Origin of the sequence: Phycicoccus jejuensis (genome assembly GCF_044797865.1) — a bacterium.
Classification (GTDB): Bacteria; Actinomycetota; Actinomycetes; order Actinomycetales; family Dermatophilaceae; genus Phycicoccus; species Phycicoccus jejuensis.
On sequence record NZ_CP085209.1, the window covers coordinates 123,792 to 140,218 of the forward strand.

The window sequence follows — 16,427 nt, forward strand, 5'->3', positions numbered from 1 at the left end:
GCCTCCTCTCTGGATCGAACGTCGTTCGGTAGTCGAACGACGTTCGAGACTATAGAACGTTGTTCGGTCCGCGGCAAGACCCCGCGTCCGGGTGTGGTCTCATGGGGGCGTGCCCCCTCGTCGACGCGCCTCGCACTCGCTGGAGTCCGTCCTCACCGAGGCCGTCGCCCTGCTCGACGAGCACGGGGAGCCCGGGCTGAACTTCCGCGCGCTGGCCGGGCGGCTCGGTGGTGGCGTCGGCAGCGTGTACTGGTACGTCTCGAGCAAGGACGAGCTGCTCGACCGGGCCTCGGACCACGTCCTCGCGGGCGTCCTCGCCGACGTCCGCGACGTCGGCGGCGCCGGCGGCGCCGACCCGGTCGACGACCTGCGCACCATCGCCGTCACCCTCTTCGACGCGATCGTCGAGCGCCCGTGGCTCGGTGCCTACTTCATGCGCAACACGCTCGTGCAGCCCAACGCCCTGCGCCTGTTCGAGAAGCTCGGCCAGCAGGCCCTGCGCCTGGACCTCACGCCACGCCAGCGCTTCCACGCGGTGTCCGCGGTCGTCGGCTTCGTCGTCGGCACCGCGGCCGACCTCGGGCAGGACCCCCCGGCCGAGGTGCTCTCGGGCGAGGTCGGGCGCCACGAGTACCTCGACGCCGCGGTCGACCAGTGGCGGGCCCTCGACCCGGTCGAGTTCCCGTACCTCCACGAGATCGCCGACGAGTTCGCCGGCCACGACGACACCGACCAGTTCCGGGCGGGGCTGGACCTGCTGCTCGCCGGGCTGCGCCTGCAGGCCGGCGCCTGACCCCGCCGATCGCGGATGCTCCCGCGGTACCCGGAGGCTTCCGGGGGCCGAGGGAGCATCCCGGCGAGGTGGCGAGCGGAGCCCGCGTCAGCTCAGGTGGTGCGGCTCGACGTCGCTGCGGTTCTTCTGGTCGCTGCCGGACCTGACCCGGCTCTCGGGGTCGCAGTCGACGCGCCCGCACGAGCCGAGCGGTTCGAACCGGACGACGAGGCCCTTGGACACCGGGCAGTTGCTGCCCTCGGCGACGTGGTCGAGCGGGACGAGGACGTTGCACTCGGGGTAGTAGGCCGCCGCGCAGCCGCGCGCGGTCGGGTACGACACGACCCGGTAGCCGTGCGCCACCCGCTCGGAGCCGTCGACCCACTCCGAGACGACGTCGTAGAGCTCGCCCTCGCGCAGGCCCAGCCCGCGGATGTCGTCGGGGTGCACCATGACGACGTTGCGCCCGCCGGCGAGGCCGCGGTAGCGGTCGTCGTGGCCGTAGATCGTCGTGTTGAACTGGTCGTGGCTGCGCAGCGTCTGCAGGACGAGCCGGCCCTCGCGCGCCTCGAGCAGCTCGATCGGCACGGACGAGATCTCGGCCTTCCCCGACGCGGTCTCGAAGACGCGCGAGTCGCGGGGCGGGTGCGGCAGGGTGAACCCGCCGGGCCGCTGGACCTTGTCGTCGTAGGCGTCGCAGCCGGGGACGACGTGGCCGATGTGCCGACGGATGGCGGAGTAGTCCTCGGCCATCGCGGCCCAGTCGATGCTCGAGCCCTCGGGGCCGTCACCGAGGACGGCCTCGGCCATCCGGCAGACGATCCACGGCTCACCGCGCAGCATCGGGCCGGCCGGCTCGTTGCGCCCGACCGACAGGTGCACCTGCGACATCGAGTCCTCGACGGTCAGCCCCTGCCAGCCCTCGGTCGTGATGTCCTTCTCGGTCCGGCCGAGGCACGGCAGGATGAGCATCCGCCGCCCGGGCAGGACGTGCGTGCGGTTGAGCTTGGTCGAGATCTGCACCCCGAGGCTCACCGAGCGGATGACCTCGTGGACGAGCTCGGAGTCGGGCGTCGCGGCGGCGAGGTTGCCACCGAGGCCGACGAGCACCCTGACCCGGTTCTCCTGCAGCGCGCGGATGCTGTTGACCACGTCGTGGCCGCGCTGCTTCGGTGGCGTGAAGCCGAACTCGAGGCGCAGCTTCTCGGCGAAGTGGGCGGGCAGCTTGTCCCAGATACCCATCGTCCGGTCGCCCTGGACGTTGGAGTGGCCGCGCACCGGGCACAGGCCGGCGCCGGGCTTGCCGATGTTGCCCTGCAGCAGAGCGACGTTGGTGATCTCCTTGATGGTCGACACCGCGTGCTTCTGCTGCGTCACGCCCATCGCCCAGCAGAAGACCGTCTTCGACGAGCCGACCAGCAGGTCGGCGACCCGCTCGATCTGGCTGCGCTCCAACCCGGTCGCGCGCAGCACCAGGTCCCAGTCGAGGTCGCGCACGTGCTGCTTGTAGGACTCGAAACCGGTCGTGTACCGGTCGACGAAGTCGTGGTCGACGGCACCGCGCTCGACGAGGAGGGCGCCGAGGGCCTGGAAGAGCGCGAGGTCGCCGCCGAGGCGGATCGGCAGGTACTCGTCCGCGAGGTCGGTGCCGACACCGGTCAGGCCACGGACCGTCTGCGGGTTGTCGAACTTCATGAGCCCGGTCTCGGGCAGCGGGTTGACGGCGACGATCTTCCCGCCGCCCTTGACGCACTTCTCGAGCGCCGAGAGCATCCGCGGGTGGTTGGTACCGGGGTTCTGCCCGGCGATGATGACGAGCTCGGCCTCGTGGACGTCCTCGAGGGTCACCGACCCCTTGCCGATGCCGATGGTCTCGGCGAGCGCGACCGACGTCGACTCGTGGCACATGTTCGAGCAGTCCGGCAGGTTGTTGGTGCCGAAGGCCCGGGCGAACAGCTGGAAGACGAACGCGGCCTCGTTGGAGGCCCGTCCGCTCGTGTAGAGCACGGCCTCGTCGGGCGAGTCGAGCGCCTGCATCTCCTCGGCGACGATGCCGAACGCCTCGCCCCAGGTCACCGGCTCGTAGTGCGTGCCACCCTCGCGCAGGAGCATCGGCTCGGTGATGCGCCCCTGCTGCCCGAGCTGGTAGTCGCTCCACGTGGCGAGCTCGGAGACCGGGTGGCGCGCGAAGAACGCGGGGTCGGCGCGCCGCTTGGTGGCCTCCTCGGCGACCGCCTTGGCGCCGTTCTCGCAGAACTCGGCGAAGCTGCGGTGCTCCGGGTCGGGGTCGGGCCAGGCGCAGCCCATGCAGTCGAAGCCGTCGGCCTGGTTGAGGCGCCGGAGGGTGTTGAGGGTGCGCACCGGCCCCATCTGGCCGATGCCGCGGTTCATCGAGACCGCGACGGCCTCGAGCCCGGCCGCGGCCCTGCGGCGGTGGTGGACGTCGACGTCGGTGGGGGCGACGTCGGCCTCCGGCGCACCGCGCCAGGGCTCGAGCATCCGGGTCACGCGGGAGTTCTCGGCCATGTCCTCACCCTCGCACCCGCGGGCGCGCCGCAGTGGCTCAGGGTCCGTGACGAATGTCAGGACGTCGCAGGTCAGCCGCGCTCCCCGTCGCGCGTTACACCGCAGTACGGGTCGCCACAGCAGCACCTACTGCGGTGTAGCCGGCACCTGGACGGGGGCGGTGGGGTCAGCCGGTCCACTCGTAGGTGACCTCGGGGCGCCCGGTGCCGGCGTAGCGGTTGCCGCGGGCCGCCCGCCCGGCAGTCACGAGGTGCTCGCCGTACCGGCGCGCCGTCACCCGGCTGACGCCGAGCCGCTCGCCGAGCTCGGCCGCCGAGCACGGCCCCCCGGCCTCGCGCAGGGCGACGGACGTGCGCGCGAGGAGGTCCTCGGTCATGCCCTTGGGCACCGCCGACCCACCGGCGGGCCGCAGCCGCGAGAAGAGGGTGTCGACCTCGGCCTGCGTGTCGGCCTCGACGCCGCCCGACGCCTCCGCCCGGTAGGCGCGGTAGGCCTCGAGCCGGTCGCGGAGGGTGCCGAAGACGAAGGGCTTGAGGACGTACTGGACGACCCCGAGCGACACGGCGGCGCGCACCATCTCGAGGTCACGCGCCGAGGTGACCGCCACGACGTCGGCCCGGTGCCCGCCGGCCCGCATCGCCCGGACGACGTCGAGCCCCGGCAGGTCCGGCAGCCCCATGTCGAGGAGCACGAGGTCGACCGCGCGGCTCCCGAGGTGCTGCAGGGCGTCGCGGGCCGTGTGCACCGTCCCCGACACGACGAACCCCTCGAGGCGGCCGACGTACGTCGCGTGGGCCTGCGCCGCCACCGGCTCGTCCTCGACGACGAGCACGCGGATGGGCTGCTCGGCCGCGCTCACCCGTCCACCCCCGCGCGCACGGGCAGGCGCACCGTGACGGTCGCCCCAGGCGGCTCGTCGATGCGCAGCGTGCCCCCGAGCCGCTGCACGGTGTCGGCGACGAGCGCCAGCCCGATGCCGCGCGACCCGGCCGGCCCGTCGACCGACTTCGTCGAGAAGCCGCGCTCGAGCACCCGCTCGCGCAGCGCCGACGGGATGCCCGGGCCGGTGTCCGCGACGACGAGCTCGACCCCGTCGCCGAGGTCGTGGGCCCCGAGGGTCACCCGCCGGACGCCCTCGACCCCGGTGACGGCGTCGATCGCGTTGTCGACGAGGTTGCCGACGACGGTGACGACGTCGCGGGCCGGCGCGACGTCCGCGGGCCAGCGCAGCCCGGGGTCGACGACGAGCTCGACCCCGCGCTCGTGGGCCTCGGCGGCCTTGCCGAGCAGCAGCGCCGACAGCGTCGGGTCCTCGACGCCGGTGACGACCACGTCGGTGAGCCGCTGCGCCCGCTCGAGCTCGTCGGTCGCGAACTCGACGGCGCGGTCGGGGTGCCCGAGCTCGATGAGCGAGACCATGGTGTGCAGCCGGTTGCCCGACTCGTGCGCCTGCGAGCGCAGCGCCTCGGCCAGCCCCCGCGCCGCACCGAGCTCGCCGGTCAGCTCCTCGAGGTCCGTGCGGTCGCGGACGGTGACGACCGCGCCGAGGTCCTCGCCGTCGCGGCGCGCCCGCGCCTTGTTGAGGACGAGCACCCGCCCGCCGGTCACGTGCAGGTCGTCCTCGCGGACGTCGGGGTCCGCCATCGCCGCGACGAGCGGTGGCGCGAGCCCGAGCTCGCCGACGTCGCGCCCGGTGGGGTCCTCGCGCAGCCCGAGCAGGCGGCGCGCCTCGTCGTTGGCCAGCCGCACCCGGCCCCCGGGGTCGACGAGGACGAGCCCTTCGGTCACCGAGTGCAGGACGGCGTCGTGGTGGTCGTGCATCGCCTGGAGCTCGGCCGCCCGCAGCCCGCGGGTCTGGTGGCGCACCCGCCGGGTGATGAGCGTGGTGCCGACCGCGGCGAGCAGGCCCGCCACGACGCCGGCGACGAGCAGCGGCGGCAGCTCGCGGGCGAGCCGCTCGTCCGCGGCCTGCTTGCCGATGCCGACCGCGACGAGCCCGACGACCCGTGCCCCGTCACGCACCGGCACGACCGCTCGCCGGCTCGGCCCGAGCGTGCCCGTGTAGTCCTCGACGACCTCCCCGCCGGCGCGCGCGGCGGCGATGTGCCCGACGAACTGCTTCCCGACCTGGTCGGGGTTCGGGTGGGAGTACCGGATGCCGCTCGGGCTCATGACGACGACGAAGTCGGTGCCGGTGCTGCGCCGCACCCCTTCCGCGAGCGGCTGGAGCACGCCGTCGGGGTCGCCGTCGCGGACGGCGTCGACGACCTCGGGCTCGGCGGTGACGGACTGGGCGACGGCGAGGACCTGTGCGGTCGACTGGTCGGTGACCGCCTGGCGCGCCTGGAGGTAGGCGGCCCCCAGCCCGGCCGCGATGACCCCGAAGACGAGGGCGACGACGAGCAGCGCCGTCTGCCCCGCCACGCTCAGCCCGTGCGACCCGGGCTCGTCCGGCGGCGCGGGTCGGCCCGGGGCACCCTCGCCCGCCCGGCTCACGACCGGGGCCCGCGCTCCCGCGTGAACTTTGCGTACACAACGGTGACGATAGCCGCGTCGTCGAGCACCCTCGACGACGACAGCGCAGGCCCACTGCGTCGGACAAAGGAGTTCACGCCATGACTGCATCCGCGCCCGCAGCGCCGGGTGGCGACACCGCCGCCCCGAAGCGCCGCGACAGAACGCACTTCCTCTACATCGCGGTCATCGTCGCGATGCTCCTCGGCATCGCCGTGGGCTTCCTCTTCCCGGAGTTCGGCAAGGAGCTCAAGCCGCTCGGGACGTTCTTCGTCAACCTCATCAAGATGATGATCAGCCCGATCATCTTCGTGACGATCGTCCTCGGCATCGGGTCGGTGCGCCGCGCCGCGCAGGTCGGCAAGGTCGGCGGCCTCGCGCTCGGCTACTTCCTCACGATGTCGACCGTCGCCCTGGCCATCGGCCTCGTCGTCGGCAACATCGTCCAGCCCGGCGCCGGGCTCAACCTCACCGACGAGCTCGCGAAGTCCGGTCAGTCGCAGGTCTCGGCGGAGGCGGAGTCGACGACCGAGTTCCTCCTCGGCCTCGTCCCCGACACCCTCGTCTCGGCGCTCACCTCCGGGTCGGTGCTGCAGACCCTCCTCGTCGCGATCCTCGTCGGCTTCGCGCTGCAGAAGCTCGGCACCGCCGGCGAGCCGGTCCTGCGCGGCATCAGGCACCTCGAGAAGCTCGTCTTCCGCCTCATGGCGATGATCATGTGGGTCGCCCCCGTCGGCGCGTTCGGCGCGATGGCCGCGGTCGTCGGCGCCACCGGCCTCGACGCGCTCAAGAGCCTGGGCCTGATCATGGTCGCCTTCTACGCGACGTGCTTCCTCTTCGTCTTCGGTGTGCTCGGGGCGATGCTCCGCGTCGTCGCGGGCGTCGGCATCTGGTCGCTCCTCAAGTACCTCGGCCGCGAGTTCCTCCTCATCCTCTCGACCTCGTCCTCGGAGTCGGCCCTGCCGCGGCTCATCGCCAAGATGGAGCACCTCGGGGTCTCCCGCCCGGTCGTCGGCATCACCGTCCCGACCGGCTACTCCTTCAACCTCGACGGCACCGCGATCTACCTGACGATGGCCTCGCTCTTCATCGCCGAGGCGCTCGACAAGCCGTTCAGCATCGGCCAGCAGATCGGCCTGCTCGTCTTCATGATCATCGCGAGCAAGGGCGCCGCGGGTGTCACCGGCGCCGGCCTGGCGACCCTCGCCGGCGGCCTCCAGTCGCACCGCCCCGACCTCGTCGACGGCGTCGGCTTCATCGTCGGCATCGACCGCCTCATGAGCGAGGCGCGCGCGCTGACCAACTTCGCGGGCAACTCGGTCGCGACCGTCCTCATCGGCACGTGGACCAACGCCATCGACCGCGAGCAGATGAGTGCCGTGCTCGCCGGGCAGCGACCCTTCGACGAGGCCCGCATGATCGACGACCACGAGACGGCCCCGCCGGCCGCCGAGGAGCTCGAGCCCGCGGCGCGCTGAGCACCGCCGCACCAGCAGCACCGCCGGAGGGCGGGTGGTCCCCACGGGGCCGCCCGCCCTCCGCCGTGCCGGCATCGGCCGGACGGCCCTTCCCGCCCGGGACGGGCAGCGGCCGGTCCCCGGGTGTCCCTACCCTGCGAGTGAACCCGTCGCGCCGACCTCCAGGACCCCTCATGCCCCCGCGCCCCCGCCTGCTCGCCCTCGGCGTGGCCCTGGCCGCGTCCGCCGCGGCCCTCGTCGGCGGTGGCGCCGCCCCGGTGCACGCCGCCCCGCCCGGCGCGCGGACCGGGCCGACCACCGTGAGCGGCACCCTGACCGCCCTCGTCGCCGACGGCTTCAGCAGCGGCACGACGAGCACGACGCTCGCCGTCACCCCCGGCGGCACGGCCGGCAGCCCCGTCCCGCTGACCGGTGTGACGGCGACGGACGAGCACCCCCTCGTCGGGGCCCGTGTCAGCGTCCGCGGCACCCGGACCGCCTCCGGGGCGCTGCGCACCTCCGACGCCGCCCTCGCCGCCTCGGGCACGGCCTCCCGCACCGCCGAGCTCGCCCTGCCCACCGGCTCGGGGAAGCGCACCTACACGGTGCTCGCGATCTCCCTGCGCTTCGCCGACCGTCCGTCCGAGGCGCCGGCCTCGCCGAGCACCGTCGCGGCGCGGCTCTTCGGCGCGTCCTCGAGCGTCCGGGCGTTCTACGCCGAGTCCTCGGACCGGCTGTGGACCGTCGGCGGCCGCGCGGTCGGCCCCTACACGGTGACCCGGAGCAACCCGTCGAGCTGCGACTTCCGGGAGTGGGGCGAGAAGGCACAGGCCGCCGCCAGAGCCGCGAAGGTCGACACCTCCGCCTACACGAACATCATGGTCGTCGTGCCGCGGCAGGCCTCCTGCGGCTGGGACGGCCTCGCCGAGGTGCCGGGCACCTGGTCCTGGATCAACCAGGACTCCCCCTCGCTGCTCGTGACCGCCCACGAGCTCGGCCACAACTTCGGTGAGCACCACGCCTCCGGCTACCGCTGCACGACGGGGACGACGAACGTCACCCTCGGGGCCCCCTCCGGCTGCAGCGACCCCTCGGGGACGGTGCTGGAGTACGCGGACCCGTTCTCCGTCATGGGCAACACCCATGCCCGCCTGCACCCCGCGGCCGGCCGCGTCCACTTCGGCCAGGTCAAGCCGGTGTCCGTGCCCGCCGGCGAGGCGAGGACCGTGCGCATCGTCCCGTCCGAGACGCCGTCGGGGAACCGCGAGCTGCGGATCCCGCGGCGGGACGGGTCGTGGCTGACCGCCGAGCTGCGCACGACCACCGGGGCGTTCGACACGTTCGCGGCGACGGACCCGGCCGTCCGGGGCGTCACCTTCCGCATCGACCGCGGTGCGGGGCACCAGAGCTGGCTCCTCGACGGCAAGCCCTCGACCTCCTCGTTCGCCGACGCCCCGGTGCTCCCGGGCGGCTCCGTGACGGACGCGACGACGGGTGTCCGGGTCGACGTGGTGTCGGTGACCGCGGCCGGTGCCGTGCTGCGCGTCGGCTCGCGCGTCGCCCCGCGCGACCTCGCCCTCACCGTCAGCGGCTCGACGCTGCAGGCCACGTGGACGGCGCCCTCCGGCGTCGTCGCCTCGGGTGGCTACACCGTGACGGTCGACGGGCGGACCGAGCAGGTCTCGGGGACCTCGTGGTCGGGTCCGACGTGGTCCGGGCGGCACACCGTCGCGGTCCGGGCGGTCGACGGCGGTGGGACCGCGTGGCCGGCGGCCTCCGCCACGATCAAGGTCTCGGCGAGGCTGACGGCCACCCCGGTCCGCCCCCTTCGCTGACGGCGGCCGCGGCCGACCCTGCCCGGTCCGACCGCCCGTCGACGCGGACGACGACCTTGCCCCGGGCGCGCCCGGCGGCGACGTGGTCGAGGGCCCGCGCCACCCCGTCGAGGGGCACGACGTGGTCGAGGACCGGCCGGACCGCGCCGGCGTCGACGAGGCCGACGAGCTCGGCGAGGTCGGCGGCCCGCTCGCGGGACACGTGCATCACGAGGCGCTGGCGCACGAACGGCGAGAGCAGCGCCGCCCCCACCGACCGCTCGAGGCCCCCGAGCCAGCGTCCGGGTGCCTCGCTGCCGACGACGACGAGCGTGCCCCGGGGCGCGAGCACCGCCCGCAGCGTGCGCAGCGACCGGTGGCCGCCGATGTCGAGGACCGCGTCGTAGCGGACGCCCTCGGCGTCGACGTCGGCCTCCTCGTGGGCGACGACGTGCGCCGCCCCGAGCCCCCGGACGAGCTCGGCCTTGGCCCGGCTGCACACCCCGGTCACGCGGGCGCCGGCGGCGACGGCGAGCTGGACGGCGTACGTGCCGACCCCACCGGACGCCCCGACGACGAGGACGCGCTGCCCCGGCCCGACACCGGCGGCTCGCAGCGCCTGGAGGGCGGTGAGGCCCGAGACCGGGAGCGCGGCTGCCTCCTCGTCGGTCAGCGTGCGGGGGGCCGCGGCGAGACGCGGGACCGGGACGACCGCGAGCTCGGCGCACGACCCGTCGGCGGTGCCGACGACGCGGTCGCCGACCTCCACGCCCGTGACGCCGGGACCGAGGGCGACGACGGTGCCGCAGAGGTCGCGGCCGGGCACGGGGAACCTCGGGCGGCGCAGGCCGAGGCCGAGGCGGGCCAGGAGCGGGCGCCCGGTCATCACGTGCACGGTGCCGCGGTCGAGGCCGGCGGCGGCGACGCGCACGAGCACCTCCCCCCGGCCGGGCTCCGGGTCGGGGCGGTCGGTGAGGTGGAGGCGGTCGGTGCCCCCGAAGCGGTCCTGGGCGACGGCACGCACGGCTACTCCCTTACAACGTAAGAACGGCGGATGCGTCGCACCGTAGCCTTACGACGTAAGATCGCGCAAGACCCACCCGTGGACCCCTCGGAAACGCCGTGCCGCCCCGCCCCCGCACCGACCGCCCCACGCTCAGCCGCGAGCGCATCGTGGCCGAGGCCGTCGCCCTCGCCGACGCCGACGGCCTCGGCGCGCTCTCGATGCGGGCCCTCGCCGGTCGGCTCGGGGTCGAGGCGATGTCGCTCTACCACCACGTGCCGAACAAGGACGCGCTCCTCGACGCGATGGTCGACGCGGTCTTCGCGGAGCTGCACACGCCGGTCGTGGGCGGCGCCTGGCGCCAGGAGCTGCGCGCCCGGTCGGTGTCCGGCCGGGCGGCCCTGCTGCGCCACCGCTGGGCGATCGGGCTGATGGACGCGCGCCGCTCCCCCGGGCCCGCTGCCGTCGCGCACCACGACGCCGTCATCGGATGCCTTCGCGCGCAGGGCTTCTCGCTCGCCGCGGTCGGCCACGTCTTCGCGCTCGTCGACGCGCACCTCTACGGCTTCATGGTCCAGGAGCTCTCGCTCCCCTTCGCCGGGCAGGAGGAGCTGGCGCAGCTCGAGGCCGAGATCATCGACGAAGCGGTGGCGGCGACCTACCCGCACTTCACCGAGTTCGCCCGCGACCACACGATGCGGCCCGGGTGGTCGTTCGGGGCGGAGTTCGAGGTGACCCTCGACCTCGTCCTCGGGGCGGTCGAGGGCCTCGCGCCGGCCGAGCCCGTCGCACCGGCCGGGCCGACGGTCCCGCCACCCGTCACGGTCGACGTGCCGGTCCTCGGCGTCGACGGCTGCCCGGCCGGCTGGGTCGGCGCGCTGCTCGAGCCGGGCGCGCCCCGGCCGCGCGTCGTCGTCGCCTCGACGATCGCCGAGCTCGTCGAGACCGTCCGCGAGGTCGCCGACGTCCAGGTCGTCGGCATCGACATCCCGATCGGCCTGCCCGACAGCACGACCCGGGCCGCGGACGCCCTGGCCCGCCACGCGCTGCCGGGCAAGGCGTCGTCGGTGTTCACCACGCTGACCCGCGAGGCCTACGGCGCTCCCGACCGCGCCGCCGCGGACACCGTCAACCGCGCGCTCAGCGGGCAGGGCGTCGGGGCGCAGGCCTTCGCCCTGCGCGCGAAGATCCTCGAGGTCGACGCGTGGGTCCGCTCGCGACCCACCGTCGAGGTGCTCGAGGTCCATCCGGAGGTCTGCTTCGCCCGGATGCGCGGCGCCCCCCTGCGGCCCAACAAGAAGACCGACGAGGGACGCCGGGCCCGCCTCGACGCGCTCGCGGCCGCCGGCATCGCCCGGCCGTCGGTGCTCGAGGGGCGCGGCTACGCCGCCGACGACGTCCTCGACGCGTGCGCCGTCGCGTGGACCGCCGCCCGTCACGCGGCCGGCGAGTCCGAGCGCCTCCCGGACCCGCCGGAGGTCTTCTCGGACGGCATCCCGGCGGCCATCCACGTCTGACCTCCGTCACCCCGGCCGGCAACCCGGTTGGCCCGCCCCCGCCGCCGGTGGGAGGGTGACGGCATGACCGCGCGCGTCTCCCACACCTCCGTCGACTGCCGCAACGCCTACGAGCTCTCCGAGTGGTGGAAGGGCGTCCTCGACTACACCGACCTGCCCGACGACCCCAACGAGCCGGGCCACGAGGAGTGCATGCTCGTCAGCCGCGACCGCACCCACCGCATCCTCTTCATCGAGGTCCCCGAGGAGAAGACGGTCAAGAACCGCATCCACCTCGACCTCGAGCCGGTCGAGGGCAGCCGCGACGACGAGCTCGCGCGCCTGCTCGCGCACGGTGCCACGGAGGTCGCCGACCTGCGCGGCAAGTACGGTCCGGGCACCGGCTGGGTCGTCCTCGCCGACCCGGAGGGCAACGAGTTCTGCATCCTGCGCAACAGCGCGGAGCGCGAGGCCGCCAAGAGCCCCGCGGAATAGCCTCGCGCGCAGCGTCGCTGATCGCCTCGGACACGTGGGCGTACGCCGCCCCGGACGCAGCAGGAGGTGGCCATCGTGGCCGACTGGAACCAGAGCATCATCGACGAGTTCCGCAGCAACGGCGGCACGGTGCGAACCATGGGCTTCGGCCGCGGCCTCGTCCTGCTGCACCACGTGGGGGCGCGCACCGGCTTCGCGCGCGTCTCGCCCCTCGCCACCGTCCGTGACGGGGAGGACGTCTGGCTCGTCGCCGCCTCCAAGGCCGGCGCCCCGGACAACCCCGACTGGTTCCACAACCTGCGCGCCCACCCGGAGACCGAGATCGAGACGCCGGACGACGGCACGGTGCCGGTGACCGCGCGGGTGCTGCCGCCGGAGGAGCGCGACGCCGCGTGGGCCCGCTTCACCGCGATGTCCGAGGGCTTCCGGTCCTACGAGCAGAAGACGACGCGCGTCATCCCCGTCGTCGAGCTGCGCCGCCGCTGACCCCGCCGCGGGGCGCCGGCGGCGGAACCCCGCCGGCGCCCCGCGCGCTGACCCCCCGAGAGCCGACCACCGAGGAGCACGCATGAGCCGCTGGACCTTCGAGCAGATCCCCGACCTCACCGGACGCCGCGCTGTCGTCACCGGGGCGAACTCCGGCATCGGGCTGGTCGAGGCGCGCGAGCTCGCCCGGCACGGCGCCGACGTCGTCCTCGCCGTGCGCAACACGCAGGCCGGCGAGCAGGCGGCCGAGCGCATCCGGCGCACCGGCGCCCCCGGCGCGGTCTCGGTGCGCCGGCTCGACCTCGCCTCGCAGGCGTCTGTCCGCGAGTTCGCCGAGGGATGGGACGGACCGCTCGACCTGCTGCTCAACAACGCCGGCGTCATGACCCCGCCCCGGTACCGCGAGACCGAGGACGGCTTCGAGCTGCAGTTCGGCACCAACCACCTCGGCCACTTCGCGCTGACGGGCCTCCTCCTGCCGCACCTGCTCGAGGCGCCCGCCGCGCGGGTGACGACCGTGGCCTCGATCGCCCACCACCGGGGCGACGGCGCGGTCTGCGAGGGCAACCCGCGCGAGGGCTACGACCCGCAGACGACCTACGGCCGCTCCAAGCTGGCCAACCTCCTCTTCGCCGACGAGCTCGAGCGACGCGCCCGCGCCGCCGGCGTCGCGCTCACCTCGAACGCCGCCCACCCCGGCGTCTCCGCGACCAACCTCGTCGCGAGCAAGGACGGCATGGGGGCCATCCCCGTCGTCGGCACGATCGGCCAGCTCGGCGTCAGGCTGCTCTTCCCCGGCCCCGAGAAGGGCGCCGAGGGCCCGCTGTACGCCGCGACGGTCGCCGGCGGGGGCACCTACTCCGGCCCCACCGGCATCGGCGAGACCCGCGGGCCGGTCGGCGAGGCCCGCCGCTCGCGCTGGGCGCAGGACGCGACCCTCGGCCGCACCCTCTTCGACCGCTCCGAGGACCTGACGGGCGTCTCCTTCACCCTCTGACCCTCCCGCCTTTCGCGATCGCGTGTGAAACCGCCGGTCTTCCCCGGCGGTTTGACACACGTTCGCGGCGGGAGCGGGTCGGGCTGCGCACGCGGGCCGAACCCGTCGGTCGGGGTGTGAGGATGACGGGATGCGCATCCTCCTCACCGGTGGCAGCGGCAAGGCCGGCCGCCACGTCGTCCCGTACCTCGTCGAGCACGGCCACACCGTCACCAACCTCGACCGCGCCCCGCTCGGCCTCGACGGCGTCACCGACCTCGACGTCGAGCTGACCGACCTCGGGCAGCTGCTCTCCACGCTGCGGATGCCCGCCTCCTTCGACGAGCTCGACGAGCCGCAGGAGCGGGCGTACGACGCGATCGTCCACCTGGCCGCGGTCCCCGCCATCCTGCTCAAGGCCGACAACGAGACCTACGCGAACAACGTCCTCTCGACGTGGAACGCCCTCGAGGCCGCCGCGATCCTCGGCATCCGCAAGGTCGTCTTCGCCTCGTCCGAGACCACCTACGGCATCTGCTTCGCGCGCGGCGAGCGCAAGCCCGAGTACCTGCCGGTCGACGAGGAGCACCCGACCGTGCCCGAGGACGCCTACGCGACCTCGAAGGTCGTCAACGAGACGACGGCGCGCTCGCTGCAGCGCCGCACCGGGGCCGACGTCTACGGGCTGCGGATCAACAACGTCATCGAGCCGCACGAGTACGCGGAGCGGTTCCCCGGCTTCCTCGAGGACCCGGCCCAGCGGCGGCGCAACATCTTCGCCTACATCGACGTCCGCGACCTCGCGCAGGCGATCGACCGCTGCCTGGCCACCGACGGCCTCGGCTTCGAGGTCTTCAACATCGCCAACGCCGACCACTCCGTCGCCGCGACGACGGCCGAGCTCGTCGAGCAGTTCTACGACGGGGTCGAGGTCCGCCGCGAGATGGGCGAGCACGAGACCTTCTTCTGCATCGACAAGGCCAAGCGCCTCCTCGGCTACGAGCCGCAGCACTCCTGGCGCGACGTCCTCGACGACCCCCGCGCCGGCTGACCCCCGCACCTCCCCACTGATTGCGAGTTGGGCCGGGGCGGGGCGGGCGCTGTCCAGCCCCGCCACCTCCGCGCCGGTGCGCGCCGCGGGACGCCTACGCTGGGGTCATGAGCCTGCGATCGGCGAACATCGAGCGGATCGACGGCGGCCTGTTCGACGTCCTCGTCGTCGGCGCCGGCATCAACGGCGCCGTCTCCGCGGCGGCGCTGGCCGGCCGTGGGGCCTCCGTCGCGCTCATCGACCGGGGCGACTTCGGCGGCTTCGTCAGCCAGGAGTCCTCCAACCTCGTGTGGGGCGGCTTCAAGTACCTCGAGAACTACGAGCTGCCGCTCGTCTTCGGCCTGTGCCGCAGCCGCAACCGGCTGATGAAGGCCTACCCCGACAACATCCGCGAGATCGGCTTCCTCGCGGCGCTCGACCACGGTTCGCCGTACGCACCGTGGTTCGCCGGCCTCGGGGCCACGGCCTACTGGGGCATCGGCCTCTTCGGCACCAAGCGCCCGCACCTCTACGACGCCGACGACGTCAAGGAGCAGGAGCCGGCCATCGACACGACCGACGTCCGCGGCGCCATCGAGTACCGCGACGCCTTCCTCGTCGACAACGACAGCCGGTTCGTCTTCTCCTTCGTCCGCTCCGCCCTCGAGGCCGGCGCCTCCGTCGCCAACTACGTCGAGCTCGTCTCGGCCGAGCGCATCGGCGACCGCTGGGTCTGCCGCCTGCGCGACACCGACACCGGCCGTGAGGTGACGACCGCCGCGCGGGTCGTCGTCAACGCCGCCGGCCCGTTCGTCGACGAGATCAACGAGTCCTGGGACCTGCGCACCGAGCACCGGATCGTCTACTCCAAGGGCATCCACCTCGTCGTCCCCCGCCTGACGACGACCAAGCACGACCGCGTGCTGGCGTTCTTCGACGACACCCAGCGCCTCTTCTACGTCATCCCGATGGGCCGCCGCTCGGTCATCGGCACGACCGACACCCGGGTCGACAGCCCGTACACCGAGGTGACCGACGAGGACCGCGAGTTCCTCCTCGAGCAGATCAACAAGCGCCTCGACCTCGCGCAGCCGCTGACCGCCGACGACGTCATCGCCGAGCGCTGCGGCGTGCGCCCCCTCGTCGTCAGCCGCGGCGCGGGCGACCAGGACCAGGCCGACTGGACCTCGCTGTCGCGCAAGCACGAGATCGAGCGCGACGACCACCAGCGCGTCGTCACGGTCCTCGGCGGCAAGCTGACGGACTGCCTCAACGTCGGCGAGGAGGTCGCGGAGGAGGTCGTGCGTCTCGGCATCCCGCTCGAGAAGGACCTCGGCAACTGGTACGGCGAGCCCGCCGCGCAGACCCGCGCCGAGTTCTACCGGCAGGCCCGGCTGATGCGCCTCGACGCGCTGCGGACCAAGCCCGACACCGAGCCGCTGACCGACCGGCTGTGGCGCCGCTACGGCCGGCGCGCCTTCGACCTGCTCGAGGCCATCCGCGCCGACCCGTCGATGGGCGAGGACGTCATGGGCTCGGCCGACTACCTGCGCGCCGAGCTCTACACCGCCGCGCAGCACGAGATGGTCGTCACGCTCGACGACTTCATGCGCCGCCGCTCCAAGATCGACCTCGTCGTGCGCGACGAGGACATCGAGGGCTCCGAGGGGCTGCGCGAGGTCGCCCGGATCCTCTTCGGCGACGACGCCGACCGGCGCCTGGCCGAGTACCTCGACGCCCGCCACCGCGAGCGGCACACCGTGGCCGACGAGGACCGCACCTCGGCCTGAGGCCTGCCCGTCGCCTCCCGGTGATGCCCGACGCGGCCCTGACAGCGACCCCACAGTCGGGGCCGAGG

General features: G+C 73.9%; 13 protein-coding genes. 9 read left to right on the forward strand and 4 right to left on the reverse strand.

From position 1 onward, the window contains the following. Positions 1-109: 109 nt before the first annotated feature. The gene (locus LG324_RS00585) at positions 110-793 is read left to right on the forward strand and encodes a TetR/AcrR family transcriptional regulator (RefSeq protein WP_404350852.1); all 684 of its coding nucleotides are present in this window, start codon (positions 110-112) and stop codon (positions 791-793) included. A gap of 87 nt (positions 794-880) precedes the next feature. Here LG324_RS00585 and LG324_RS00590 read toward each other — a convergent pair whose 3' ends face one another. The 3 genes from LG324_RS00590 to LG324_RS00600 all read right to left on the reverse strand — a co-directional run bounded on the left by LG324_RS00590 (position 881) and on the right by LG324_RS00600 (position 5,722). After that, positions 881-3,298 (reverse strand): FdhF/YdeP family oxidoreductase, encoded by a 2,418-nt coding sequence (locus tag LG324_RS00590; RefSeq protein ID WP_404350854.1) that lies wholly within the window; start codon positions 3,296-3,298, stop codon positions 881-883. Positions 3,299-3,464: 166 nt separating this feature from the next. Beyond that, positions 3,465-4,157 carry a response regulator gene (locus LG324_RS00595; RefSeq protein WP_404350856.1) on the reverse strand — a complete coding sequence of 231 codons (693 nt, stop codon included), beginning with the start codon at positions 4,155-4,157 and terminating at the stop codon, positions 3,465-3,467. Next, on the reverse strand, positions 4,154-5,722 hold the full coding sequence (locus LG324_RS00600; protein ID WP_404350858.1) for an ATP-binding protein: 1,569 nt from the start codon (positions 5,720-5,722) through the stop codon (positions 4,154-4,156). Before LG324_RS00600 ends, LG324_RS00595 begins: the two co-directional genes overlap by 4 nt. Before the next feature lie 191 nt (positions 5,723-5,913). Between LG324_RS00600 and LG324_RS00605 the strand changes: the two genes are divergently transcribed. Then, positions 5,914-7,290: a cation:dicarboxylate symporter family transporter gene (locus LG324_RS00605; protein ID WP_404350860.1), complete on the forward strand. Its 1,377-nt coding sequence runs from the start codon at positions 5,914-5,916 to the stop codon at positions 7,288-7,290. Positions 7,291-7,463: 173 nt separating this feature from the next. Then, complete coding sequence (locus LG324_RS00610) at positions 7,464-9,104, forward strand: hypothetical protein (RefSeq protein WP_404350862.1); 1,641 nt, start codon at positions 7,464-7,466, stop codon at positions 9,102-9,104. On the opposite strand, the gene LG324_RS00615 is transcribed toward LG324_RS00610, so the two are convergent. Beyond that, on the reverse strand, positions 9,055-10,107 hold the full coding sequence (locus LG324_RS00615; protein WP_404350864.1) for an NAD(P)-dependent alcohol dehydrogenase: 1,053 nt from the start codon (positions 10,105-10,107) through the stop codon (positions 9,055-9,057). The genes LG324_RS00610 and LG324_RS00615 overlap by 50 nt on opposite strands. A gap of 98 nt (positions 10,108-10,205) precedes the next feature. Here LG324_RS00615 and LG324_RS00620 point away from each other — a divergent pair, with 98 nt between their 5' ends. From LG324_RS00620 to LG324_RS00645, 6 genes are all read left to right on the forward strand, one after another. Continuing rightward, positions 10,206-11,603 carry a DUF429 domain-containing protein gene (locus LG324_RS00620; protein WP_404350866.1) on the forward strand — a complete coding sequence of 466 codons (1,398 nt, stop codon included), beginning with the start codon at positions 10,206-10,208 and terminating at the stop codon, positions 11,601-11,603. A gap of 63 nt (positions 11,604-11,666) precedes the next feature. Beyond that, positions 11,667-12,077 (forward strand): VOC family protein, encoded by a 411-nt coding sequence (locus LG324_RS00625; RefSeq protein ID WP_030526224.1) that lies wholly within the window; start codon positions 11,667-11,669, stop codon positions 12,075-12,077. Positions 12,078-12,152: 75 nt separating this feature from the next. Further along, positions 12,153-12,563 (forward strand): nitroreductase/quinone reductase family protein, encoded by a 411-nt coding sequence (locus LG324_RS00630; protein ID WP_404350868.1) that lies wholly within the window; start codon positions 12,153-12,155, stop codon positions 12,561-12,563. Between the two features lie 82 nt (positions 12,564-12,645). Then, positions 12,646-13,560, forward strand: coding sequence for an SDR family oxidoreductase (locus tag LG324_RS00635; RefSeq protein WP_030526222.1), 915 nt, complete (start codon positions 12,646-12,648; stop codon positions 13,558-13,560). 130 nt (positions 13,561-13,690) lie between these two features. Then, the gene (locus LG324_RS00640; protein ID WP_404350871.1) at positions 13,691-14,590 is read left to right on the forward strand and encodes an NAD-dependent epimerase/dehydratase family protein; all 900 of its coding nucleotides are present in this window, start codon (positions 13,691-13,693) and stop codon (positions 14,588-14,590) included. A 107-nt stretch (positions 14,591-14,697) separates the two neighbouring features. Beyond that, complete coding sequence (locus LG324_RS00645; RefSeq protein WP_207022124.1) at positions 14,698-16,359, forward strand: glycerol-3-phosphate dehydrogenase/oxidase; 1,662 nt, start codon at positions 14,698-14,700, stop codon at positions 16,357-16,359. Positions 16,360-16,427 lie beyond the last annotated feature (68 nt).

Excerpts from the sequence above, each read along its gene's own strand:
- LG324_RS00590 (WP_404350854.1), bottom strand. The coding sequence starts at position 3,298 with ATGGCCGAGAACTCCCGCGTGACCCGGATGCTCGAGCCCTGGCGCGGT.
- LG324_RS00605 (WP_404350860.1), top strand. The coding sequence starts at position 5,914 with ATGACTGCATCCGCGCCCGCAGCGCCGGGTGGCGACACCGCCGCCCCG.
- LG324_RS00610 (WP_404350862.1), top strand. The coding sequence starts at position 7,464 with ATGCCCCCGCGCCCCCGCCTGCTCGCCCTCGGCGTGGCCCTGGCCGCG.
- LG324_RS00625 (WP_030526224.1), top strand. The coding sequence starts at position 11,667 with ATGACCGCGCGCGTCTCCCACACCTCCGTCGACTGCCGCAACGCCTAC.
- LG324_RS00635 (WP_030526222.1), top strand. The coding sequence starts at position 12,646 with ATGAGCCGCTGGACCTTCGAGCAGATCCCCGACCTCACCGGACGCCGC.
- LG324_RS00640 (WP_404350871.1), top strand. The coding sequence starts at position 13,691 with ATGCGCATCCTCCTCACCGGTGGCAGCGGCAAGGCCGGCCGCCACGTC.
- LG324_RS00645 (WP_207022124.1), top strand. The coding sequence starts at position 14,698 with ATGAGCCTGCGATCGGCGAACATCGAGCGGATCGACGGCGGCCTGTTC.